This is a genomic window from Actinomadura decatromicini (assembly GCF_008121305.1).
Classification (GTDB): domain Bacteria; phylum Actinomycetota; class Actinomycetes; order Streptosporangiales; family Streptosporangiaceae; genus Spirillospora; species Spirillospora syzygii.
Genome location: NZ_VSRQ01000004.1, coordinates 554,535 through 576,636, shown reverse-complemented (window position 1 = coordinate 576,636; position 22,102 = coordinate 554,535). Strand labels below are relative to the sequence as shown.

Sequence of the window (22,102 nt, the reverse complement as noted above, 5' to 3'; positions counted from 1 at the left end):
CCGGCGGCGGGTAACGTCCTGCCATGGGAAACGCCGTCGCGGTCGTGACGGACTCGACCGCCTACCTGCCGTCCGGGCTGGCCGAACGGCACGGGCTGACCGTCGTCCCGCTGCAGATCGCCATCGGCGGCGCCACCCGCGACGAAGGCGACATCGGCACCGCCGAGACGGTGCGGGCGCTGAGGGAACGGCATGCCGTGACGACGTCGCGCCCGTCGCCCGCCCGCTTCGCCGCCGCGTACAGGTCGGTGGTGGACGCGGGCGCGCGGGAGGTGGTCTCGGTGCACCTGTCCGCCGCCATGTCCGGGACGGTGGAGGCGGCACGGCTCGCGGCCGCCGACGCGCCCGTTCCGGTAAGGGTCGTCGACAGCGGGACGATCGGGATGGGCCTCGGCTTCGCCGCGCTCACCGCCGCGTCCGTCGCCCTCTCCGGCGGCACCGTGGAGGACGCCGCGGACGCCGCCCTAGGCCGGGCCAGGCTCACCCGGTCACTCCTCTACGTCGACACCCTGGAGCACCTGCGGCGCGGTGGACGAATCGGAGCCGCCGCCAACCTGCTGGGGTCGGCCCTCATGGTGAAGCCCCTCCTCGACATCGCGGACGGGCGCATCGCGCCACTGGAGAAGGTCCGGACGTCCGCGCGCGCTCTGGCCCGGTTGGAGGAACTCGCGGTAGCGGAGGCGGGCGATCTGCACGTTGATCTGGGCGTGCAGCACCTCGCCGCATCGGCACGTGCCGACTCGCTTGCGACCCGACTGTGCGAGCGAATCCCCCACGTTGCCGACGTGCACGTGGGCGAGGTGGGCCCGGTGATCGGCGCCCACGTAGGCCCCGGAATGCTCGCCGTGGTGGTGGCCCCACACCTCTGATGGTGCGGGGCTCGCCACCGCATGGCCATTGGACGGGCGGAACACCTCGCCTGGCAGTGGGGGATCAGGAGCGCTGACCCCTGCCGCGCAAATCCACCGCATCGGCCAAGGGCCCAGCCCTGGGGCGGGCACAGCCGGGGGCGGACGCAGCCTGGAGGACGAGGGCTGACACAGAGTTATCCACAATTGGCGGAGCGCTTACGGCGGGTCGCCTGCCGCGCCTAGCGTCGGACGCCATGAGAGCTGACACGCAGGCACGGCTGCAGTCCCTGATGGGGCGCCTCCGCCTTCCAGAGACGCCGCCCTCGGCCCGCTTACGCGCGAGCCCGGAGCGGTCGAACGTCCGCGTCCTCGTGCTCCTCGGCGTGATCGCCGCCGTGGTGGCCGCCGGGTACTTCTGGCTGGCGCGTCCACGGCCGCAGCCCGCCGCGGCGCCACTGCCGAGCGCCACCCTCGCCGAGACGCGCGCCGGCCCGGCCCCGTCCGCGAGCCCGGTCGCGGCGGGGTCATCGGTGGTCGTACACGTCATCGGGAAGGTCAGGCGTCCCGGAGTGGTCACGCTCCCGGCCGGGTCGCGCGTCGCCGAGGCGATCAAGGCCGCGGGCGGGCTGCGTCCCGGTACAAAGACCGGCACCCTCAACCTCGCCCGCAAGCTCGTGGACGGCGAGCAGATCCCGGTGGGCGTCCGCGGCTCCGCTCCCGCCGCCCCCGTCGCCGCCGCCCCTTCCGGGCCCAACGCCCCGGGCGCGCCCGCGACGCCGATCGACCTCAACGCCGCCACCGCCGACCAGTTGGACGACCTCCCCGGCGTCGGCCCCGTCCTCGCCCAGCGCATCGTCGCGTACCGCACCGAACACGGCGGTTTCCGCTCCGTCGACGAACTCCAGGAAGTGAGCGGCATAGGCTCGCGCCGCTTCGATGACCTGAAATCCATGGTCCGCGTATGACCCACGACCTGCGCCTGCTCGCCCCGGCCCTCGCCACCTGGATCACCGCCGCCACAACCATCGGCCTCCCCCCGGCCATCACATGCGGCCTGGCGAGCCTCGCAGCCTTGTACCTCCTAGCCCCCCGCCGCCCCTCGATAACGGGCCGAAGCTCTGGCCCGGGCACAACCGCCCTCGCCTCGACCACAGGAGCCCTCGCAGGGCCGAGCTCCGCCGCTCCCGCTGCTGCGGCCGGGCAGTCTGGGGGTGGCGTCGGGCGGGCGGCGGGGGGTAGTGCGGGGCGGCGGCGGTTGGTGGGCGTCGTTCTGGTGTGCGCGGCGGCCTCGGCGGCGGTCGTGGCGCTGCGGACGGCCGCCGTCGACACCGGGCCGGTCCGTGATCTCGCCCGTCACGGGCGCTTCGCGGTTGCTGAGGCCGTGGTGACGGCGGACCCACAGTCGCGGCCCGGCAACGGACGCCCGATGATCATCGTGCGGGCCCGGATGGAGACGGTGACGCGGGCGAAGGTGCGGGTTCCCGTTCTGCTGATCGCGGTGGACCCCGGCTGGCTTCGCCTTCTGCCGAGCCAGCGGGTCCGGTTGCGCGGCCGGTTCACGACGCCCAGGGGCGCTGATCTGCTCGCCGCCGTTGTGATCGTGCGCGGGCCGCCCGCCGTTCTGGGACCGCCTTCGCTGATGCAACGGGGTGCCGAGCGAGTGCGGGCGAGGTTGCGGGCGGCGGTCGCTCGGCTGCCGCCCGACCAGCGCGGTGTCCTACCAGGCATGATCGTCGGCGACACCTCCGGCCTCGATCCGACCCTCGCCGAGGACTTCCAGACGGCCGGGCTCACCCACCTCCTGGTCGTGTCGGGCGCGAACCTGGCGATCGTCACCGGAGCCGTCCTCGGGCTGTGCCGCCTCGCGGGTCTTGGACGGCGGCGCGCCCCGCCCGTCGCGGTCCTCGCAGTGGTCGTGTTCGTGGTGATCGTGCGGCCTGAACCGAGCGTCCTCCGCGCTGCCGTCATGGGTCTCATCGGTCTGCTGGCCATGTTCACCGGGCGGAGCCGCCAGGGGCTGCCCGCCTTGGCCGCCGCCATCCTTCTGCTGGTCCTGGCCGATCCGGAACTCGCGCGCTCGTACGGGTTCGCGCTGTCCGTGCTGGCCACGGCGGGGCTGCTCGTCCTGGGCCCGCCATGGCGGGAGAGCCTCGCGCGCCACCTCCCCGGCCCCGTCGCCGACGCCCTGGCGGTCGCGGTCGCCGCCGAGGTCGCGGTGGCGCCGGTCCTGGTCATGCTGTCCGGCGAGGTGGGCGTCGTCTCCGTGTTCGCCAACCTGCTCGCCGCCCCGGCCGTCGCTCCGGCCACTCTCCTCGGGGCGCTCGCCGCCGTCACCGCGTCCGTGTGCCTTCCGCTCGCCAGAGTGATCGCCTGGCCTGCGGGCCTTGCCGCAGGCTGGATCATCTGGGTGGCCCGCACCGCCGCCGCGCTGCCCTACGCGACGATCCCCTGGACGAACGGCGGTTTGGGCGCGCTTACCCTGCTAATGGCAGCGGGAGCCGCCGTCCTGGTCCTACGCAGCCGCCGTCTGCGCCTGGTCGTGGCCGCCGCCCTGACCGGCGTGCTGGTCGCTGTCGTCGCCATGCGGGTGACGGCCCGGGGATGGCCGCCGCCCGGCTGGCAGATGGTCACCTGTGACGTAGGACAAGGGGACGCCATCGTCCTTGCCACCGCACCGGGGCAGGCCGTCGTCGTGGACACGGGCCCCGAGCCCGCGCCGGTCGACCGCTGCCTGCGGCGACTCCACATCCGGGACGTACCGTTACTCGTCCTGACCCACCCGCATGCTGACCACATCAACGGGACGTCCGGCGTCATGCACGGCCGCACCGTCCACGGGGTTCTGACAACGCCTCGGACGTCCGGACGCGAAGCCCGCTTGACGCGTGGCGTTTCCGCACGTCCGGCCCAGGCGGGGCAGCAATGGCGCATCGGCGACCTGACACTGTCCGTTCTCGCCCCGGTGGCCGCCGGCCCAGCACTCACCTCTAACGACGACGGCACAACGATCAACAACGCGAGCCTGGTCCTGGTTGCCCGCAAGCCGGGATTCAGCGCACTCCTGGCCGGTGACGTCGAAATCGAAGCGCAGCGCGCTTTGGAAAACACCGTTCCGCAGGTGCAAGTCCTAAAGGTTCCCCATCACGGCTCACCCAGCCAAGACCTCGGATTTCTGGCCGCCGCACACGCCTCCATCTCACTTATCTCAGTAGGGGAAGACAACGACTACGGCCATCCGTCTCCAGTGACGGTGAGCCTCCTGAGACGTCTCAACACCCAAGTCCATCGCACCGATCAGGAGGGAGACATAGCCATCGCCCGAACGGCCACCGGCTTGACGACCATTCCGCACCGCTAGCCCACACGCCGCAAGCCCCCAGTCCGGTTGGTCCTCAGTCCGGCTCGCGGTCCGGGTGCGGGGCGGGTGTGTGGGCGGTCCGGGTGCGGGGGCTTTTGTTGTGGGGTTGTCGGCTGGTGGCGTGGGGGCGGGGCTGGCGTGGCATGCTGCAGGGGTGTCGATTGAGCCCATCGTCCTGGTCGTCGGTGACGAAGAACTGCTTGTGGATCGTGCGATCGGTGAGGTCGTCGCGTCCGTGCGGGCGGCGGATCCGGAGAACGAGGTGATCGACCTCGCGCCGGGCGGGCTGGAGCCCGGACGGATCGCGGAGTTGACCTCGCCCTCGCTGTTCGGGGGCGGGAAGGTGCTCGTCCTGAGGTCGGGGCAGGACCTTGGCAAGGACTTGGTCGCCGAGGTGCTCAAGTACGCCAAGGCGCCCGCCGAGGACGTGGTGCTCGTGGTCGTCCACCACGGCGGGGCCAAGGGGAAGGCGCTGGTGGACGGGCTGACCAAGCTCAAGGCACGCAAGATCTCGTGTCCGAAGGTCACCAAGGCGGGGGAGCGCGTCGACTTCGTCCGGACGGAGATCCGCACGGCGGGAGGGAAGATCTCGGCGGACGCGGCGCGCGGGCTGATCGACGCCGTCGGGAACGATCTGCGGGAACTGGCGGCGGCCTGCAGTCAGCTCGTCGCCGACACCGGCGGGAAGATCGACGACGCGGCCGTCGCGCGCTACTACCGGGGACGCGCCGAGGTCAGCGGCTTCACGGTCGCGGACAAGGCCATCGAGGGTCAGCTGGCGGAGGCCCTGGAGCAGCTCCGCTGGGCGCTCGCGACCGGGGTGGCGCCGGTGCTGATCGTCAGCGCGCTCGCGCAGGGCGTCCGAGGGCTGGCGAAGGTCGGCGGCGCGCCCCGAGGCGCGCGAGGCGCCGCCCTCGCGAAGGAACTCGGGATGCCGCCGTGGAAGATCGAGCGCGTCCAGCGGCAACTGCGCGCCTGGTCAGGGGACGGCGTGGCACGCGCACTGGCCGCGGTGGCCGAGGCCGACGAACAGGTGAAGGGCGGTGCCGCCGACCCTGCGTACGCATTGGAAAAGGCGGTCGCCGAAATAGTCTCCGCCCGCGCCCAACGCCGCGCCTCCTAGGCTCGCCCGCGCTCGGCGCTGGGCCTTCTGCGCTCGCCCGCGCTCGACGGCGTGCCTCTGAGCTCGCTCGCGCTCAACCCTAGGACTTCTGAACCCGTCCGCGGTCGACCCTCGGTCTTCTGAACCCGTCCGTGTCCAGGGCGGGCTTTCTAAGCCCGTCTGTGCCAACACCGCGTTTTCTTTGAGGGCTGTTCAGGGAGGGATGTGGGGCAGGTTGAGGGTCTGGGGTTTGGTCGTCAGGGTGAGTGAATGGGCTTAGTTTTGGGATTCGGATTTGGTTTTTAGGCCGTTTGCTTCCATTGTCACGTAGCGGCGGGAGAGGCGGCCTGTCAGGAGGGAGATCACGGGGGCCAGGGGGCCCTTTTGGTCCAAGGTCAGGCGGGCGGTCACCGTGCCGTCTGGCTTTGGGAGGATGTAGTGCGCGCCTACCGTCGTGACTCCGGGGGAGCGTGACTCCCAGGTGAAGCTCTTGTTCTCCTCGAACGCGGTGACCGTCCAGACGGCGGCCGGGAGTTTCGGCTGGGAGACGCGGGCCCGGCTGGAAAGGGCGAAGGGCCTGTCCAGGATTTCGACGCTGGTGATGGATTCCGTCATCTCGGGCCAGCGTTCCACGTCCTTCAGGAGGTTCCAGACGGTCTCGGGGGCGGCGTCGATGTCGACGGAGATCTCGAAATGCACGGTGTGCTCCTCACTGCGTCGTGGATGGCTGACAGGAGGCCGGTGACCAGGGGGTCGTCGGCGCGGTTCGGGAGATGGAGGGCGTGGTACGGGACGGCCGGCAGGTCGACGATCTCGCGTCCGACCAGGCCGGGAGGCGGGGAGACGCAGCCGTTCACGACGGCGAGGCCGACGCGCAGGGACACGAAGTGCAGCATGAGCGGCCAGCCCGCGGCCTCGACGGCGACGGTACAGGGGACGGCGGCGGCGCGCAGGGCGCGTTCGAGGGCGACCCGGTGCGGGCCCGCGGGCGGGGGGACGATCAGCGCCGCCCCCGCCAGGTCGGCGAGGGTGAGCGTGGGCTTCGCGGCCAGCGGGTGATCGTCCGGCATGACCAGGACCTGCGGGTACGAGGCGAGCGGGACGGTCCGCATGTCGGTGGGCAGGACGTCCAGCACGGCGACCCCGACGTCGGCGCGGCCGGTGCGGACGGCGGTGAGCGTCCGGACGCGGTCGCCGTTGATCAGCTGGATGCCGGGCCGGACGACGTCGCCGAGCAGGTAAAGGAAGGCGCCCTCCCCGGCGGCGAGCACCGGCGCGCGGGTGGACGCGGCGCCGTGCACGTCGGCGAGGAACGCGGTCATCCGGGCGTCGAGGTCGCGGGCGAAGCGGGCGACCTGCTCGCCGGCGGGGGTGAGGGCGAGGCGGCGGCCGTGCCGGGTGTAGAGGGGGCGTCCGACGGTCTCGGCGAGCTTGCGGACCTTGACGTGCAGGGCGGGCTGGGAGATGCGGAGTTCCCCGGCCGCGCGCGTGAAGTTGAGGTGGTCGGCGAAGACGGCGAACGAGGCGAGCGCGTCCGTGGAGAGGCGGCCCAGGTCCATAGCCGCAGACTATAGCTGAAATGATCTTAATAGTTCTCCTTTAGCCTCCTGGGTCCGAGAGTGGAGGGCATGGACATCGAACCCCGGCTCGGCGTCGACTTCGGCCGGGTCATCCACGGCGGCCTGCTCGCCCCCGGCGACGACGACACGGCGTTCCTGGGCGGGAGCTTCGCGGAGGCGCTCGCCTCGCCCGCGACGGAGGGCGTGTACGACGTGCTGCCCGGCCTGGTCGAGGCGTTCGGCGGACGGGCCTGGATCATCTCCAAGTGCGGCGACCGGGTGCGGCGGCGGACGCTCGCCTGGCTCGACCACCACGACTTCTACGCGCGGACGGGCCTGCCCAGGGAGAACGTCCGGTTCTGCGCGAAGCGTCCGGAGAAGGCGCTGCACTGCGCGGAACTCGGGATCACCCACATGATTGACGACCGGCCGGACGTACATCGCGCCATTCGGGAGATCGTCCCGTACCGGTATCTGTTCGGGCCCGCGAAAGCGCTGGAGGAAGGGGTGCGGCGCATTCCCGACTGGGCGTCCGCCGACGTCATTCGGAGAGATATTCCGGCGGGACGGACTCGGCCAGCCACACCCCGTTGACGCTGACGCGGAACTCGTGCCCGGCGGCGGCCATCCGCCCGGCGTCGACGACCAGGACGACGGGCTCGCCGCGCCGGGCGCCGACCCGCCGGGCCGTCTCCCGGTCGGGGGACAGGTGGACGGCGTGCCGCCCCATCGGCCGCAGCCCGTCCCGCAGAATGGAGGGGACGGAACGGCGCACCGTCCCGTGGAAAAGGAATTGCGGCGGCGCCGCCGGAGGCAGTTTCAGGTCGACCGGGATCGAATGGCCCTGGACGGCCCGGATCCGGTCGCCGTCGAGCTCGTAGCGCTTCTTGTCATTGGCGTCGACGACGAACTCGAGCTCGGCCCGGGTGATCGGGAACGAGTGGCGGGCGGCGGCCGCGAGCAGATCGGCGACGTCGGCCCAGCCCTCGGCGTCGAGCGTGAGCCCGATCCGCTCGGGGCGGTGCCGCAGGTGCTTGGCGAGATACTTGGAGATCTTCACCGCGCGGCGCTCGTCCACCAGAGAAGCTCCAGGACATGCGTCGGGGCCGGCACGCGAGCCGGCCCCGGGGCGTGCGGCTGCTACTTGGCGGCCTGCAGCTCGGCGGCGCGCTTGGCGATCGCCGACTTGCGGTTCGCGGCCTGGTTCTTGTGGATGACGCCCTTGCTGACGGCCTTGTCCAGCTTGCGGGCGGCGTGGCGCTGCGCGGCGACGGCCGCGTCCACCTCGCCGGCCTCGGCGGCCTCGCGGAACTTGCGGATCGCCGTCTTCAGCTCGGACTTGACGGCCTTGTTGCGCAGGCGGGCCTTCTCGTTCTGCTTGTTGCGCTTGATCTGGGACTTGATGTTAGCCACGTCGGAGTGCCTCAGCTTGGTCGCGATACTCGCCTGCTCACGCGCAGGCCCTGACGAATGTCTGAACGGGGGCGGGACGGTGCCCCCGGGGCACGACGCTACGCCACACGCAGTCGCACAGCCTACCAATCACCGGGCCCCGCCCCAAACCAGCACGGTGCACGGAGCATCGGACCCGGCATGGGACTATGGGACGAAGACCCTTTCCTTGTCCACCTGTGAGTAGTGCGAACGGACCCCGGTGCCAGCGCCTGTGCCTGACAAGACCGATCCCGCGATCATCCGCAACTTCTGCATCATCGCGCACATCGACCATGGCAAGTCGACCCTCGCGGACCGGATGCTCCAGTTGACGGGTGTCGTCGAGGAGCGCCAGATGCGCGCCCAGTACCTCGACCGCATGGACATCGAGCGCGAGCGCGGCATCACGATCAAGAGCCAGGCCGTGCGGCTGCCGTGGACGTCCGGCGGCGTCGACCACGTCCTCAACCTGATCGACACCCCGGGGCACGTCGACTTCTCCTACGAGGTGTCGCGGTCGCTCGCCGCGTGCGAGGGCGCGGTCCTGCTGGTGGACGCGGCGCAGGGCATCGAGGCGCAGACGCTCGCCAACCTGTACCTGGCGCTCGAGGCCGACCTGCACCTGATCCCCGTCCTCAACAAGATCGACCTGCCCGCCGCGCAGCCCGACAAGTACGCCGAGGAGCTCGCCGGGATCATCGGCTGCGAGCCCGCCGACGTGCTCCGGGTGTCCGGCAAGACCGGCGAGGGCGTCCGCGAGCTGCTCGACAAGATCGTCGCGGAGGTGCCCGCGCCGGTCGGCGACCCGGACGGCCCCGCCCGCGCGCTGATCTTCGACTCGGTGTACGACACCTACCGCGGGGTGGTCACCTACGTCCGGATCATGGACGGGCACCTGTCGCGCCGCGAGAAGAGCCTCATGATGTCGACCGGGGCCGCGCACGAGACCCTGGAGGTCGGCGTGATCTCCCCGGAGCCGAAGCCCGTGCAGGGCCTCGGCGTCGGCGAGGTCGGCTACCTGATCACCGGGGTGAAGGACGTCCGGCAGGCGCGCGTCGGCGACACGGTGACCGGCCAGTCGCGCCCGGCGCCGGACGCGCTCGGCGGCTACCGCGACCCCCGTCCCATGGTGTTCTCCGGCCTGTACCCGGTGGACGGCGACCAGTACCCCGAGCTGCGCGACGCGCTCGACAAGCTCCGCTTGAACGACGCCGCGCTCGTCTACGAGCCGGAGACGTCGGCGGCGCTCGGGTTCGGGTTCCGCTGCGGGTTCCTCGGGCTGCTGCACATGGAGATCGTCCGGGAGCGGCTGGAGCGCGAGTTCGACCTGTCGCTGATCTCGACCGCGCCGAACGTCGTGTACCGCGTGGTCATGGAGGACGGGACGGAGCACACCGTCACGAACCCCAGCGAGTTCCCCGAGGGCAAGATCGGCACCGTGTACGAGCCGGTGGTGAAGGCGACGCTGCTCAGCCCGTCCGACCACATCGGCGCGATCATGGAGCTGTGCCAGGGCCGCCGCGGCGTGCTGCTCGGCATGGACTACCTCTCCGAGGACCGCGTCGAGATCCGCTACACGCTGCCCCTCGCCGAGATCATCTTCGACTTCTTCGACCAGCTGAAGTCGAAGACCCGCGGGTACGCCTCGCTGGACTACGAGCCGAGCGGCGAGCAGGAGGCCGACCTCGTGAAGGTCGACATCCTGCTGCAGGGCGAGTCGGTGGACGCGTTCAGCCAGATCGTCCACAAGGACAAGTCGCGCGAGTACGGGCTGATGATGACGTCCAAGCTCAAGGAGCTGATCCCGCGGCAGCAGTACGAGGTGCCGATCCAGGCTGCGATCGGCGCGCGCATCATCGCCCGGGAGAACATCCGCGCCATCCGCAAGGACGTCCTCGCCAAGTGCTACGGCGGCGACATCTCCCGTAAGCGCAAGCTGCTGGAGAAGCAGAAGGAGGGCAAGAAGCGGATGAAGACCATCGGGCGGGTGGACGTCCCGCAGGAGGCCTTCGTCGCGGCGCTCTCCACGGGCGGCGGCGAGTCCACCGACAAGGGCCGCAAGTAGCCCCTGTAGGTGGTCCGCGCTACTTCTTGAGCAGCGGCCAGGCGACCGCGGCCGGGACCCGCCGGAACTCGCCCCGGTTGGCGGCGCGTCCCGCGTAGACCAGGAAGAACATCACGACGGCCGTGAACAGCAGCGGCACCCAGATGAGCGCTTCCATGACCAGCGAGAGCAGCCCGAACACGAACCAGACGGCGACGGCGGCGAGGCCCATGTTGAGGCCCTGCGCGGCGTGCCGGCGGACGAACGGCGACCCGCCGCCCTTCCCGACGAGGACGACCGCGGGCGCGATCACGCCGACGAGGAACTGACCCACGTACGCCATGAGCGACCAGGTCTTCTCGTCATCGGAGACCGGACCGAAATGGCCCGGCATCTGGGCCGTGCCCCCGCCCTGCTGGAACTGCGGCTGCTGAGGCTGTTGCGGCTGCTGCCAGGAGCCGCCGGGCTGCGGCTGCTGGGGCTGCTGGGGTTGTTGCTGCCAGAGGTTGCCCGGCTGCTGCCAGGGCGTCTGCTGCTGCCATCCGGGCTGCTGTCCCTGGCCGGGCGACGGGGGAGGCCCGTAGGCCATGGCGGAGTCCTCTCCTAGTTCGCTGAGCGAGCTATGGGCTGAAGTGTATGACTCCTTGGACGCCTCCGGAGTTCGCTCGGGTTCCCGCTGACACCCGTCACGTGTCCGTTTCGTGCCACCTCGCCGAATGCGAGCGGGGCCCGTCCGGAGACGGAAATGCGATGATCTCTTCGTGGACCCCGGTACGGTCGGAAGGTACGGTGCCGATCAAGCAACGTGTCGATCGAGCTAAGGCGTCCCCTCGGGGGTCTGAGGGTCGTCCCCCTGAAAGGTAGGGCAGCGTGACCGACCCCGACCAGGTTCTGCGTTCCGCGAAGGAGCGGGAGACGGTGAACGACGCCGTCCGCGCGCTGCGGTCGGCCGCGCCGTCCGGCTGGGAGCGGCTCGACTTCGAGTTCCGCGCGACGGTCGGGATCGACAGCGCGTCCCTGGAGGTGGAGGGCGCGGACGGCGGACGCCGCACCGCCCTGCCGCCGGGCCAGGCCGTCGGGATGATGGACGAGCTGCGCCGCGCCATGTACCGCAGCGGCCAGGGCGCCTGGTTCACCGCCCGCCTGAAGGTCGAGCGGTCGGGACGGTTCAGCGCCGAGTTCGACTACGACGGCGAGCCCGACTTCACGCCGCCGCTCACCTCGTCCGCCTACGCGATGGACCTCGACCGCTTCCCGCGCACCGACGAGCACATCCCCGACTGGCTCCGCGCCAAGCTCGGCGAAGCCTGACCAGAGAGCCGGAGCGACGGAGCACCGGAGCGACGGAGCACCGGAGCGACGGAGCACCGGAGCGACGGAGCACCGGAGCGACGGAGCAGGGCTCGGGGCAGGGCAGACTGGAGGCGTGCCCTCGACCCTTCCCGACGGTGATCCCGTACCCGCGGACGGCTCGCTCCCCGGCAGCGCCCTCGACGGCCTGGGAAAGCGTCCGTTCGCGTTCTACGTGCACGTCCCCTTCTGCGTGACCCGCTGCGGATACTGCGATTTCAACACCTACACGGCGTCGGAGCTCGGTCCGGGCGCGAGCCGCGACTCCTACGCCGACACCGCCATCGCGGAGGTCCGCATGGCCCGGCGCGTGCTGGGCGACGTCGACCTGCCCGTCGAGACGGTCTTCGTCGGCGGCGGCACGCCGACCCTGCTCCCCGCCGACGATCTCGGACGTGTCCTGGCCGCCATCGACGCGGAGTTCGGGCTCGCGCCGGGCGCGGAGGTCACCACCGAGGCCAACCCCGAGTCGGTGGACGAGACCTACGTCGCCAGGCTGCGCGAGGTCGGGTTCACCCGCGTCTCCTACGGGATGCAGAGCGCGCGCGAGCACGTCCTCGCCGTCCTGGAGCGGACGCACACGCCGGGACGTGTCCCGCAGGTAGTGGAATGGACGCGCAAGGCAGGCTTCGAGCACATCAACCTCGACCTGATCTACGGCACGCCAGGCGAGACCGACGACGACTGGAGGGGGTCCTTGCGGGCCGCCCTCGAAGCGGAGCCCGACCACGTGTCGGCGTACGCGCTCATCGTCGAGGACGGCACGCGCCTAGCGGCACAGGTCCGGCGCGGCGAACTGACCGCTCCCGACGACGACGCCATGGCCGACCGGTACCTGATCGCGGACGAGACCCTGTCCGCGCACGGCCTGCGCTGGTACGAGATCTCCAACTGGGCCGCGACGCCCGCCGCCGCCTGCCGCCACAACATGCTCTACTGGACGGGCGCCGACTGGTGGGGCGTCGGTCCGGGCGCGCACAGCCACGTCGGCGGGACCCGCTGGTGGAACGTCAAGCACCCCGCCGCCTACGCCTCCCGTCTGGCCGAGGGCACGACGCCCGCGCACGCCAGGGAGATCCTGGACGACGACGACCGCCGCATAGAGCGCGTCATGCTCGAACTGCGCCTCGCGCAGGGCTGCCCGTCCACGCTGCTGGACGACAAGGCCGTCCGGAAGGCGATCGACGATGGCTTGATCGAACCGTCCCCCTACGAACGGGGCCGGGCCGTCCTGACCCGCAAGGGCCGCCTCCTAGCCGACGCCGTAGTCCGCGACCTCACCTGACGGCGGTGACGAAGTCGATGAGTTCTTCCACTCGCCCTAGGAGGGCGGGTTCCAGGTCGGTGTAGGAGTTCACGCGGCTCAGGATGCGCTTCCAGGCGGCGCCGGTGTCGTCGTCCCAGCCGAGCCGGGCGAGGACGCCCTCCTTCCAGGGGATGCCGCGCGGGACGCGGGGCCACTCCGGGATGCCGACCGACGACGGCTTCACGGCCTCCCAGATGTCGATGAACGGGTGCCCGGTGACGAGGACGTGCGGCGACGACACCCGCGCCGCGATCCGCGACTCCTTGGAGCCTTCGACGAGGTGGTCGACGAGGACGCCGAGGCGGCGGTCCTCGTCCGGGCCGAACTCCTCGACGATGGCGGGCAGGTCGTCCACGCCTTCGAGGTACTCGACGACGACGCCCTCGACCCGCAGGTCGTGGCCCCAGATCTTCTCGACCAGCTCCGCGTCGTGGACGCCCTCCACGTAGATGCGGCTCTCCTTGGCGACCTGGGCGCGCAGCCCCTGGACGGCGATGGACCCTGACGCCGAGCGCGCGGGCCGTCCGCCGCCGGGCGCCGCGGTCGGCCGGACGAGCGTGACCGGCTTGCCGTCGATCAGGAACCCGGACTTGGTGAGCGGGAACACCCGCCGCTTGCCGAACCGGTCCTCCAGGGTGACGCCGAGCTTGTCGCAGGCGACCACGGCGCCGCAGAAGCCGCTGTCGGGGTCTTCGGCGACGAGGCCCGGCTCGGCGGGCACCTCCGGGATCTGTCCCTTGCGGGGACGCCGCCAGTCGCCGCCGAGCACGTCGTTTCCATAGTCCTTACTCCGCACGGGTCCGCACATTAACCCGGCGGGACGCCCGCGCGGCGTCGCCCGTCGTCCTTCGGCGTGGCGTCCCGGCCCCCCGCCGCCCCGACGCCCCGCGTCGTAAAAGGGTGGTTCCTGGGTGGATGGGCGGCGGCGTCCGAAACGGATAAGATCGCGCAGCCGTGCCGGTGCGCGCGGGGCACTCCAGAGTGGCTCTCCGGGCCGTACAATTGGCACTCGGGAGGAATGAGTGCCAGCGGCGCGGGGGCGCCGGCGGCACGGGCCCCGGCGGGACGAAGGAGGTGACCCGGGTGCTGGACGACCGCAAGCTCTCGGTCCTGCGCGCCATCGTCGAGGACTACGTCTCCACGAACGAGCCGGTCGGTTCCAAGGCCCTGACAGACCGGCACAATCTCGGCGTGTCTCCGGCCACCATCCGCAACGACATGGCGGTGCTGGAGGAGCAGGGCTACATCACCCAGCCGCACACGAGCGCCGGACGCGTCCCCACGGACAAGGGCTACCGGCTGTTCGTCGACCGGCTGTCCACGATCAAGCCGCTGTCGGTCGCCGAGCGCCGCGCGATCGAGACGTTCCTGTCCGGCGCCTACGACCTCGACGACGTCGTCGGCCGGACGGTCCGGCTGCTCGCGCAGCTCACCCGGCAGGTCGCCGTCGTGCAGTACCCGTCGCTGACGCGCTCGTCGGTGCGGCACGTGGAACTCGTCCCGGTCGCCGAGGGACGGCTGCTGCTCGTCCTGATCACCAACACCGGGCGGGTCGAGCAGCGGGTGATCGAGTCCGCGGGCCCGGTCAGCGAGGAATCCATCGGGCACCTCCGGGCGTTGCTCAACACGTGCCTCGACGGGCTGGGCCTCGGCGACGTCCCGACCGCGGTGGCCGACCTGCCGGACAAGGTCGGCCCGGACGACCGTCCGCTCGCGGCGGCGGTGCTGTCGGTGCTGCTGGAGACGCTCGTCGAGAAGCACGAGGAGAAGATCGTCTTCGCCGGGGCGGCGAACCTCGCCTCGGTCGACTTCTCGCAGGGGCTGCGGGAGGTGCTCGTGGCGCTGGAGGAGCAGGTGGTCCTCATGCGACTGCTCGGCGAGACCGGCGACTCCTCTAAAGTTACGGTGCGGATCGGCACCGAGAACCCCGACCTGGGGCTCCGGTCGACCTCGGTCGTCGCCGCCGACTACGGGGTGGGCGACCTCACCCTGGCCCGGCTAGGAGTGCTCGGGCCGACACGCATGGATTACCCCAGCACGATGGGAGCGGTACGGGCAGTGGCACGCTACGTGGGACAGATCCTGGCGGGGTCGTAAGTGGCCAACGACTACTACGCGACCCTGGGCGTCCGGCGGGACGCCAGCGCCGACGAGGTCAAGAAGGCCTATCGCCGGCTCGCGCGGGAACTCCACCCGGACGTCAACCCGGATCCGGAGACCCAGGACAAGTTCAAGGAGATCACCCAGGCGTACGAGGTGCTCTCCGACCCGAAGAAGCGCGAGATGTACGACCTCGGCGCGGACCCGTTCGCGTCCGGCGCCGGTGCGGGCGCGGGCGGCTTCGGCGGCGCCGGGTTCCCGTTCAGCGACATCATGGACGCCTTCTTCGGCACCGCGACCTCGCGCGGCCCCCGGTCGCGCGCGCGCCGCGGCCGGAACGCGACGCTGCGGGTGGAGCTCGACCTCGCCGAGACGGCGTTCGGCACGACCCGCGAGCTGTCCATCGACACCGCGGTCGCCTGCACGACCTGCGAGGGGTCGGGCTGCGCGCCCGGCACCCACCCGGACACCTGCGAGACGTGCCACGGGCGCGGCGAGGTGCAGCAGGTGCAGCGCTCGTTCCTCGGCCAGGTCATGACGGCCCGGCCGTGCCCGGCCTGCGGCGGGTTCGGCTCGGTGATCCGCAACCCGTGCACCGAGTGCTCGGGCGACGGCCGGGTCCGCACCCGCCGGACCGTCAAGGTCAAGATCCCCGCCGGGGTGGAGAACGGCATCCACATCCAGCTCGCCGGGGAGGGCGAGGTCGGCCCCGGCGGCGGCCCGCCCGGCGACCTGTTCCTGGAGATCGTCGAGAAGCCGCACGCGATCTTCGAGCGGGAGGGCGACGACCTGCACTGCACGGTCGAGATCCCGATGACGGCGGCGGCGCTCGGCACCAGCGTCACGATCGAGACGCTGGACGCGGCCGAGAGCGTCGACATCAAGCCCGGCACGCAGTCCGGGCAGGTCATCACGCTGTACAACCGGGGCGTCCGGCACCTCAACGAGAGCGGCCGCGGCGACCTGATGATCCACGTGAACGTCGAGACGCCGAACCGGCTCGACGAGGAGCAGGAGGAGCTGCTCCGCCGGCTCGCCGCGCTGCGCGACGAGGAGCGCCCGCCCGGCAAGTTCGCGCCGGGCCAGCGGAGCGGCGTGTTCTCCCGCATCAAGGACGTCTTCAACCAGCACTGAAGAGCCACGGCGGCGGCCTACCGCGAAGGCCGCCGCGGCGATCCGGACGACTGAACGGGAGGGCGCGTGAGCCCGCCGGTGTTCCTCGCCGGGACGGACGCGCTCGCGCGCGACCGCGTCGTCCTGGACGGCCCCGAGGGGCGGCACGCCGCGACCGTGCGGCGGCTGCGCCCCGGCGAGCGCGTCGACCTCACCGACGGCGCCGGGCTGCTCGCCGAGTGCGTCGTCGCCGCGGCCGACCGCGCGTCCCTCACGCTGGACGTGCTGGCCCGCCGCCGCGAGCCGGAGCCCGCGCCGCGGATCACGGTCGTGCAGGCCCTCCCGAAGGGCGACCGGGGCGAGCTGGCGGTCGAGGCGATGACCGAGGCGGGCGTGGACGGGATCGTCCCGTGGGCGGCGTCCCGCTGCGTCACGCAGTGGCGCCCGGAGCGCCGCGAGAAGGCCCTCGCCCGCTGGCGCAACGCGGCCCGCGAGGCGGGCAAGCAGGCCCGGCGCAGCCGCCTCCCGGACGTCGCCGGCCTCGCCTCGACGGACGACGTGGCCGGACGGATCGCCGCCGCGTCCCTGGCGCTCGTCCTGCACGAGGAGGCCGACGCGCCGCTCAGCGCCGCCGAACCGCCCGCGACGGGCGAGATCGTCGTCGTGGTGGGCCCGGAGGGCGGGATCACGGACGCGGAACTGGACGCGCTGGCCGCCGCGGGCGGACGCCCCACCCGCCTCGGCCCGACCATCCTGCGCACCTCGACAGCGGGGGTCGCGGCAGTGGCCCTCCTACTGGCAGCGACCGGCCGCTGGTAACTGCGTTTCATTGTGGGGGACGACCCCCCACACCCCCCGAAGTGGCCGTTCGGCTCCCTCCACTCCGCTGGCGCTCCGTTCCGGGAGCCGAGCGGCTGGAGCCGAACGGCTAGGAGCCGCCCGTTGCGGCGCCTTCGCCGTTGGTCGTCTTCGCGGGCTCGCTGGACGGGGGCGGCGTGGGCTGGTCGGTGGGCTCGCCCGGCCCGGGCGTCCCGGTCGCGGGCGGCGTCGGGGTGGCCGACGGCGTCTGCGACGGGCTCTGGCCCGGGCACGAGGAGGCGGGCGCCGGGGTGGCCGGCTCGGCGCCGGGCGAGGCGGCCGCCGTCGGCGTCCCGGACCGGGGGATCGTGCAGGACGACAGGCCGGGCGAGGTGCTCGGCCTCGTCGTCGACGTCGCCGCCGACGTGCCGGACGGGTCGCCGCCCGGCGACGCGGGGGCGGGGAACTCGGGGCCGCCGTCCGCGTTGTCGCGGTCGCCGCCCGACTTGTCGTGCCCGCCGCCGGACGGCCCGTTCGCGCCGACCGACTGCTGGATGAGGTCGATGGTCTGCGGGGCGGTCACGCCGAGCCCCGCGATGGCCACGGCGGCGGCCACCGCGAGGATGGGCCGCGCCCAGTTGACGGTGAACCGGTCGAACCCGAGCCCGTACCGCGCGAGGCCGAAACGCCCGAGCCGGCGGCCGTCGCCTTCGGCGACGCGGGCCCGTATCCGCTCCAGGCCGTCGCCCGCGGGGTTGACCGTCTCCGCCTCCGCGTGCAGGGCGCGGCGGAGGATCTCGCCGTGCTCGTCGTCGGGGTCGGTGGTCATGAGAACTGCTCCAGGACGTTGCGTAGCGCGGTCATTCCGCGCGCCGTGTGGCTCTTCACGGCGCCGCGGGAGATGCCCATCGTGCTGGCGATCTCGGCTTCGGACAGGTCGGCGTAGTAACGCAGGACGAGTGCCTCGCGCTGACGTGCGGGGAGCCGGGACAGCGCGTCGACCACGGCCGACCGCTCCAGCTCCCCGATGGCCCCGGCCTCGGCGCTCGGCGCGTCCGGCAGGCCTTTCGGGGCGTACTTCTCGACGACGGCGCGATGCCGCAGCACCGACCGCGACCGGTTGACCACCGACTGCCGCAGGTAGGACAGCGCCTTGTCCGGGTCGCGCAGGCGGCGCCAGCCGCCGTGCATCGCGACGAACGCGTCCTGGACGACCTCCTCGGCCGTCCCCGCGTCCCGGACGAGCATGGCCGCCAGCCGGACCAGGGAACGGTAGTTGGCGCTGTAGAGCGCGGTCACCGCCTGATCGGCGTCCCAGGCGACGGCCACCGCGCCCGCCGTGCCCCTGGCCACGAGGGTCTCGGTCACGTCAGTTGGACGCGCGCCCTCCTCGCCCGGTTTACGAAAGGGCATGTCCTGCTCTGCCTCGGTCACCTATCCGCCGCCTTTGCCGTCCCCCGGCCGTCCATTCGGATAGTCCTTCGGAGCGGCGTGGATCGGGCGCTCCCAGCCCGGCCGGGAATGCCCAAAAGCCTTGCGGACCGGGGGGTACGCCTTGAGCTGACCACCTTAGCCATTCGACGCACGGAATGCCGACCGCAACGGGAGGTCGGCCGCGCGGACCTTTTTCCGGACGCGCGCCCCGGCGGGTTCCGCCGGGGCCGCTCGATAGGATTCGGCGGGTCGCGCACCGCCGCCGATGGGGAGACCGATGACCGACTGCCTGTTCTGCAAGATCGTTTCCGGGGACGTGCCCGCCGAGATCGTCCGGGAGTCGGCGGGCGCGCTCGCGTTCCGCGACATCAACCCTCAGGCGCCGACGCACGTGCTGGTCATCCCGCGCGACCACCACCCGACGGCCGCCGAGCTGGCCGCCTCCGACGCCGGGCTGCTCGCCGAGGTGGTGCGGGAGGCGCACCAGGTCGCCGTCGACGAGGGCATCGCCGAGACCGGCTACCGGGTCGTGTTCAACACCGGTTCACAGGCCGGCCAGACCGTGTTCCACGTGCACGCCCACGTGCTCGGCGGCCGTGGCCTCAACTGGCCGCCCGGCTGACCTCGCCCGCCGCCCGGCCCATCGCCCGCTTCGCGGGCCCGCCGCCGCGCCGGAAAACGGACGGCGTCGTGTCGGACGTCCCCAGTACGATGGAACCGACACACCCTGGCACCCGGAGCAGACAGAAGGCAGGTCGGAGAGGCCGCAAGGCCCGGCTGATGGTCGAATCAACTCACACGAGGTCAACTCCCGCGGCGGCCGGCGCCGCGCGCGACGGCGGCGCGGAGCGCTCCCAGATCAAGATCGTGGTGCCGGACGACCATTCGATGGTCAGCCTGCTCGGCTCCCGGGACGAGTCGCTCCACGCGATCGAGCGCGCCGTCGGCGCCGACATCGACATCCACGTCCGCGGCAACGAGATCACCGTGACCGGCCCGGAGACCGAGACCGACCTCGTCTCCCGGCTCTTCACCGAGATGCTCGAACTGCTGAAGGGCGGCACCCAGCTCACCCCCGACGCCGTCGAGCGGAGCCTCGCGATGCTGCGCGGCGAGAGCGGCGCGCGCCCGGCCGAGGTCCTCACCCTGGACGTCCTGTCCAGCCGGGGCCGCACGATCCGGCCGAAGACGCTGAACCAGCGCCACTACGTCGACGCGATCGACAAGCACACGATCGTGTTCGGCATCGGCCCGGCGGGCACCGGCAAGACCTACCTGGCGATGGCCAAGGCCGTCCGCGCCCTCCAGGACAAGAAGGTCAACCGGATCATCCTGACGCGCCCGGCGGTGGAGGCGGGGGAGCGGCTCGGGTTCCTGCCCGGAACGCTCTACGAGAAGATCGACCCGTACCTGCGCCCGCTGTACGACGCGCTGCACGACATGGTCGACCCCGACTCCATCCCCCGGCTGATGGCCGCCGGGACGATCGAGGTCGCCCCGCTCGCCTACATGCGCGGCCGGACGCTCAACGACTCGTTCATCATCCTGGACGAGGCGCAGAACACCTCGCCCGAGCAGATGAAGATGTTCCTCACCCGGCTCGGGTTCGGGTCGAAGGTCGTCGTGACCGGCGACGTCACGCAGGTCGACCTGCCGAACGGGCAGCTCAGCGGGCTGCGCGTCGTCCAGGACATCCTGGACGGCGTCGAGGACATCCACTTCTCCCGGCTCGACAGCCGCGACGTCGTCCGGCACCGGCTCGTCACCGACATCGTCGACGCCTACAACCGGTACGACGAGCGGCGGGTGCCGCAGATCAAGCCGGGCGGCGGCGGGGCCGGCAAGCGGAGGCGGCGGTGACCGTCGAGGTCGTGAACGAGTCGGGCGCCCCGGTCGATGAGACCGCGCTGGCCGGGCTGTCCCGGCACGTCCTCGACGGGATGCGCGTCCATCCGCTGGCGGAGCTGTCGATCCTGCTGGTCGACGAGGCCGCGATGACCGAACTGCACGAGAAGTGGATGGACGAGCCCGGCCCCACCGACGTCCTGTCGTTCCCGATGGACGAGCTGCGCCCCGGCCACCTGTCCGGCGGCTCCGACGAGGACGAGGACGCCGATCCCGCGCTGCTCGGCGACGTCGTGCTGTGCCCGGCGGTGGCGGAGCGGCAGGCGAGGGACGCGGGCCACAGCACCGGCGACGAGCTGGAGCTGCTGTGCACGCACGGCATCCTGCACCTGCTCGGCTTCGACCACGCCGAGCCCGACGAGCACAAGGAGATGTTCGGGCTGCAGGCGGAGCTGCTGACGTCCTGGCGGGAGAAGCGCGGCGGCTGATGAGCACGACGCAGGCGTGGCTGTCCGCCCTCGCGGTGGGCCTCGTCCTCACGGCGGGCCTGCTGGCCGGCATCGAGACGGCGCTCGCCCGCGTGTCGCGCGTCACCGTCGAGGACGCGCTGCGCGAGGGGCGGCGCGGCGCGAAGCGGCTGGCCGAGGTCGTCGCCGACCCGGCCCGCTACGTGAACATGGTCCTTCTTCTGCGGATCGGCTGCGAGCTGGTCGCGACCGTGATCGTCGCCGACCTGTGCATCACCTGGCTGGACGAGACGTGGCGCGCCTACGTCACCGCCGCCGCCGTCATGATCGTGGTCAGCTACGTGGTGATCGGGGTCGGGCCGCGCACGCTCGGCATCCAGCACGCCGACCGGATCGCGCTCGCGGGCGCCGCGGTGATCCACCCGGTGACCCGGGTGTTCGGGCCGCTGCCCCGGCTGCTGATCCTGCTCGGCAACGCGCTCACGCCCGGCAAGGGGTTCCGGGAGGGGCCGTTCGCGTCCGAGGCGGAGCTGCGCGACCTGGTCGACCTCGCCGAGCAGCGCAGCCTGATCGAGCCGGACGAGCGCGAGATGATCCACTCGGTGTTCGAGCTGGGCGACACGCTCGTCCGCGAGGTGATGGTGCCGCGCACCGACATCGTGTTCGTCGAGCGGACGAAGACGCTGCGGCAGGCGATGTCGCTGGCGCTGCGCAGCGGGTTCTCGCGCATCCCGGTCGTCGGCGAGAACGAGGACGACGTCGTCGGCATCGCCTATCTGAAGGACGTCGTCCGGCGTAGCCAGGAGCACCGCGAGGGCGAGTCGGTGGAGACGGTCGACTCGGTGATGCGTCCCGCGACCTACGTCCCCGACAGCAAGCCGATCGACGAGCTGCTCCGCGAGATGCAGGCCCGCCGGATCCACCTCGCGATCGTGATCGACGAGTACGGCGGCACCGCCGGGCTCGTCACCATCGAGGACATCCTGGAGGAGATCGTCGGTGAGATCACCGACGAGTACGACGTGGAGATCCCGCCGGTGACGTGGCTGCCGGACGGCGCCGCCCGGGTCACCGCCCGGCTCCCCGTCGAGGACCTCGCCGAGCTGTTCGACGTCGAGATCGACGCCGAGGACGTCGAGACGGTCGGGGGGCTGCTGGCGCACGCGCTCGGCCGCGTCCCGATCGAGGGGGCCACGGCGCGGGTCGGCTCCGGCGACGGCGGGCCCGTCCTGTCGCTCAAGGCGGAGACGATCGCGGGCCGCCGCAACCGCGTCGGGACCGTCCTCGTGCGGTCCGTCGGCGCCCCGGCGCCCTCCGGCGACTAGAACAGGCGCCCTCCGG

23 protein-coding genes are annotated in these 22,102 nt (G+C 71.9%); 15 read left to right on the top strand and 8 right to left on the bottom strand.

Annotation, left to right across the window (positions count from 1 at the left end; genetic code table 11):
- Nucleotides 1-23 precede the first annotated feature (23 nt).
- The 4 genes from FXF68_RS21155 to holA all read left to right on the top strand — a co-directional run bounded on the left by FXF68_RS21155 (nt 24) and on the right by holA (nt 5,332).
- Nucleotides 24-869, top strand: coding sequence for a DegV family protein (locus tag FXF68_RS21155; RefSeq protein ID WP_148761812.1), 846 nt, complete (start codon nt 24-26; stop codon nt 867-869).
- A 236-nt stretch (nt 870-1,105) separates the two neighbouring features.
- Nucleotides 1,106-1,816 (top strand): ComEA family DNA-binding protein, encoded by a 711-nt coding sequence (locus FXF68_RS21150; protein ID WP_148761810.1) that lies wholly within the window; start codon nt 1,106-1,108, stop codon nt 1,814-1,816.
- A gap of 293 nt (nt 1,817-2,109) precedes the next feature.
- Nucleotides 2,110-4,209 (top strand): DNA internalization-related competence protein ComEC/Rec2, encoded by a 2,100-nt coding sequence (locus FXF68_RS21145; RefSeq protein ID WP_246178837.1) that lies wholly within the window; start codon nt 2,110-2,112, stop codon nt 4,207-4,209.
- A 154-nt stretch (nt 4,210-4,363) separates the two neighbouring features.
- Nucleotides 4,364-5,332 carry a DNA polymerase III subunit delta gene (holA, locus tag FXF68_RS21140; protein ID WP_148761806.1) on the top strand — a complete coding sequence of 323 codons (969 nt, stop codon included), beginning with the start codon at nt 4,364-4,366 and terminating at the stop codon, nt 5,330-5,332.
- A gap of 255 nt (nt 5,333-5,587) precedes the next feature.
- Here the strand turns inward: holA and FXF68_RS21135 are convergent, their stop codons facing one another.
- Together FXF68_RS21135 and FXF68_RS21130 are read right to left on the bottom strand one after the other, a co-directional pair.
- Nucleotides 5,588-6,010: an SRPBCC family protein gene (locus FXF68_RS21135; protein WP_148761804.1), complete on the bottom strand. Its 423-nt coding sequence runs from the start codon at nt 6,008-6,010 to the stop codon at nt 5,588-5,590.
- On the bottom strand, nt 5,950-6,870 hold the full coding sequence (locus FXF68_RS21130; RefSeq protein WP_148761802.1) for a LysR family transcriptional regulator: 921 nt from the start codon (nt 6,868-6,870) through the stop codon (nt 5,950-5,952). Before FXF68_RS21130 ends, FXF68_RS21135 begins: the two co-directional genes overlap by 61 nt.
- Nucleotides 6,871-6,939: 69 nt before the next feature.
- Here FXF68_RS21130 and FXF68_RS21125 point away from each other — a divergent pair, with 69 nt between their 5' ends.
- Nucleotides 6,940-7,464: a hypothetical protein gene (locus FXF68_RS21125; RefSeq protein WP_148761800.1), complete on the top strand. Its 525-nt coding sequence runs from the start codon at nt 6,940-6,942 to the stop codon at nt 7,462-7,464.
- On the opposite strand, the gene FXF68_RS21120 is transcribed toward FXF68_RS21125, so the two are convergent.
- Both FXF68_RS21120 and rpsT read right to left on the bottom strand, forming a co-directional pair.
- Entirely contained in the window at nt 7,412-7,948 is a 537-nt protein-coding gene (locus FXF68_RS21120) for an RNA 2'-phosphotransferase (protein WP_148761798.1), read from the bottom strand. The genes FXF68_RS21125 and FXF68_RS21120 overlap by 53 nt on opposite strands.
- A gap of 62 nt (nt 7,949-8,010) precedes the next feature.
- Nucleotides 8,011-8,283, bottom strand: coding sequence for a 30S ribosomal protein S20 (rpsT, locus tag FXF68_RS21115; RefSeq protein WP_067884438.1), 273 nt, complete (start codon nt 8,281-8,283; stop codon nt 8,011-8,013).
- A 241-nt stretch (nt 8,284-8,524) separates the two neighbouring features.
- On the opposite strand from rpsT, the gene lepA reads away from it, so the two are divergent.
- Nucleotides 8,525-10,369 (top strand): translation elongation factor 4, encoded by a 1,845-nt coding sequence (lepA, locus tag FXF68_RS21110; protein ID WP_148761796.1) that lies wholly within the window; start codon nt 8,525-8,527, stop codon nt 10,367-10,369.
- A gap of 19 nt (nt 10,370-10,388) precedes the next feature.
- Here the strand turns inward: lepA and FXF68_RS21105 are convergent, their stop codons facing one another.
- A complete protein-coding gene (locus FXF68_RS21105) occupies nt 10,389-10,937 on the bottom strand; it encodes a DUF4870 domain-containing protein (protein ID WP_148761794.1) in 549 nt (182 codons plus the stop codon).
- A gap of 281 nt (nt 10,938-11,218) precedes the next feature.
- Between FXF68_RS21105 and FXF68_RS21100 the strand changes: the two genes are divergently transcribed.
- On the top strand, nt 11,219-11,659 hold the full coding sequence (locus FXF68_RS21100; RefSeq protein WP_148761792.1) for an antitoxin YezG family protein: 441 nt from the start codon (nt 11,219-11,221) through the stop codon (nt 11,657-11,659).
- A 115-nt stretch (nt 11,660-11,774) separates the two neighbouring features.
- Nucleotides 11,775-12,983, top strand: coding sequence for a radical SAM family heme chaperone HemW (gene hemW, locus FXF68_RS21095; protein ID WP_148761790.1), 1,209 nt, complete (start codon nt 11,775-11,777; stop codon nt 12,981-12,983).
- Here the strand turns inward: hemW and FXF68_RS21090 are convergent.
- Entirely contained in the window at nt 12,976-13,800 is an 825-nt protein-coding gene (locus FXF68_RS21090; RefSeq protein WP_246178836.1) for a DUF3097 domain-containing protein, read from the bottom strand. The two genes, hemW and FXF68_RS21090, sit on opposite strands and share 8 nt — an antisense overlap.
- Nucleotides 13,801-14,087: 287 nt before the next feature.
- On the opposite strand from FXF68_RS21090, the gene hrcA reads away from it, so the two are divergent.
- The 3 genes from hrcA to FXF68_RS21075 all read left to right on the top strand — a co-directional run bounded on the left by hrcA (nt 14,088) and on the right by FXF68_RS21075 (nt 17,036).
- Entirely contained in the window at nt 14,088-15,101 is a 1,014-nt protein-coding gene (gene hrcA, locus FXF68_RS21085; protein ID WP_148762386.1) for a heat-inducible transcriptional repressor HrcA, read from the top strand.
- Nucleotides 15,102-16,238, top strand: a complete 1,137-nt coding sequence (gene dnaJ, locus FXF68_RS21080) for a molecular chaperone DnaJ (RefSeq protein ID WP_148761786.1) — start codon at nt 15,102-15,104, stop codon at nt 16,236-16,238. It begins immediately after the preceding gene.
- A 66-nt stretch (nt 16,239-16,304) separates the two neighbouring features.
- Nucleotides 16,305-17,036 (top strand): 16S rRNA (uracil(1498)-N(3))-methyltransferase, encoded by a 732-nt coding sequence (locus tag FXF68_RS21075; protein ID WP_148761784.1) that lies wholly within the window; start codon nt 16,305-16,307, stop codon nt 17,034-17,036.
- Between the two features lie 109 nt (nt 17,037-17,145).
- Here the strand turns inward: FXF68_RS21075 and FXF68_RS21070 are convergent, their stop codons facing one another.
- Together FXF68_RS21070 and FXF68_RS21065 are read right to left on the bottom strand one after the other, a co-directional pair.
- Nucleotides 17,146-17,844, bottom strand: a complete 699-nt coding sequence (locus FXF68_RS21070; RefSeq protein ID WP_148761782.1) for a hypothetical protein — start codon at nt 17,842-17,844, stop codon at nt 17,146-17,148.
- On the bottom strand, nt 17,841-18,428 hold the full coding sequence (locus FXF68_RS21065) for a SigE family RNA polymerase sigma factor (RefSeq protein ID WP_067884542.1): 588 nt from the start codon (nt 18,426-18,428) through the stop codon (nt 17,841-17,843). Before FXF68_RS21065 ends, FXF68_RS21070 begins: the two co-directional genes overlap by 4 nt.
- A 298-nt stretch (nt 18,429-18,726) precedes the next feature.
- Here FXF68_RS21065 and FXF68_RS21060 point away from each other — a divergent pair, with 298 nt between their 5' ends.
- The 4 genes from FXF68_RS21060 (at nt 18,727) to FXF68_RS21045 (ending at nt 22,086) form a co-directional block, all read left to right on the top strand.
- A complete protein-coding gene (locus FXF68_RS21060; protein ID WP_425458607.1) occupies nt 18,727-19,071 on the top strand; it encodes a histidine triad nucleotide-binding protein in 345 nt (114 codons plus the stop codon).
- Nucleotides 19,072-19,229: 158 nt separating this feature from the next.
- Nucleotides 19,230-20,309 (top strand): PhoH family protein, encoded by a 1,080-nt coding sequence (locus FXF68_RS21055; RefSeq protein WP_148761778.1) that lies wholly within the window; start codon nt 19,230-19,232, stop codon nt 20,307-20,309.
- Nucleotides 20,306-20,782, top strand: a complete 477-nt coding sequence (gene ybeY / locus FXF68_RS21050; RefSeq protein WP_148761776.1) for an rRNA maturation RNase YbeY — start codon at nt 20,306-20,308, stop codon at nt 20,780-20,782. The genes FXF68_RS21055 and ybeY overlap by 4 nt, the downstream gene beginning before the upstream one ends.
- Complete coding sequence (locus FXF68_RS21045) at nt 20,782-22,086, top strand: hemolysin family protein (protein ID WP_148761774.1); 1,305 nt, start codon at nt 20,782-20,784, stop codon at nt 22,084-22,086. The genes ybeY and FXF68_RS21045 overlap by 1 nt, the downstream gene beginning before the upstream one ends.
- Nucleotides 22,087-22,102: the final 16 nt, after the last annotated feature.

Coding starts and splice junctions, on each gene's coding strand:
- FXF68_RS21130 (WP_148761802.1), bottom strand. CDS start 6,870: ATGGACCTGGGCCGCCTCTCCACGGACGCGCTCGCCTCGTTCGCCGTC.
- FXF68_RS21150 (WP_148761810.1), top strand. CDS start 1,106: ATGAGAGCTGACACGCAGGCACGGCTGCAGTCCCTGATGGGGCGCCTC.
- FXF68_RS21155 (WP_148761812.1), top strand. CDS start 24: ATGGGAAACGCCGTCGCGGTCGTGACGGACTCGACCGCCTACCTGCCG.
- FXF68_RS21060 (WP_425458607.1), top strand. CDS start 18,727: ATGACCGACTGCCTGTTCTGCAAGATCGTTTCCGGGGACGTGCCCGCC.
- FXF68_RS21045 (WP_148761774.1), top strand. CDS start 20,782: ATGAGCACGACGCAGGCGTGGCTGTCCGCCCTCGCGGTGGGCCTCGTC.
- FXF68_RS21105 (WP_148761794.1), bottom strand. CDS start 10,937: ATGGCCTACGGGCCTCCCCCGTCGCCCGGCCAGGGACAGCAGCCCGGA.
- FXF68_RS21125 (WP_148761800.1), top strand. CDS start 6,940: ATGGACATCGAACCCCGGCTCGGCGTCGACTTCGGCCGGGTCATCCAC.
- FXF68_RS21055 (WP_148761778.1), top strand. CDS start 19,230: ATGGTCGAATCAACTCACACGAGGTCAACTCCCGCGGCGGCCGGCGCC.
- FXF68_RS21065 (WP_067884542.1), bottom strand. CDS start 18,428: ATGCCCTTTCGTAAACCGGGCGAGGAGGGCGCGCGTCCAACTGACGTG.
- FXF68_RS21070 (WP_148761782.1), bottom strand. CDS start 17,844: ATGACCACCGACCCCGACGACGAGCACGGCGAGATCCTCCGCCGCGCC.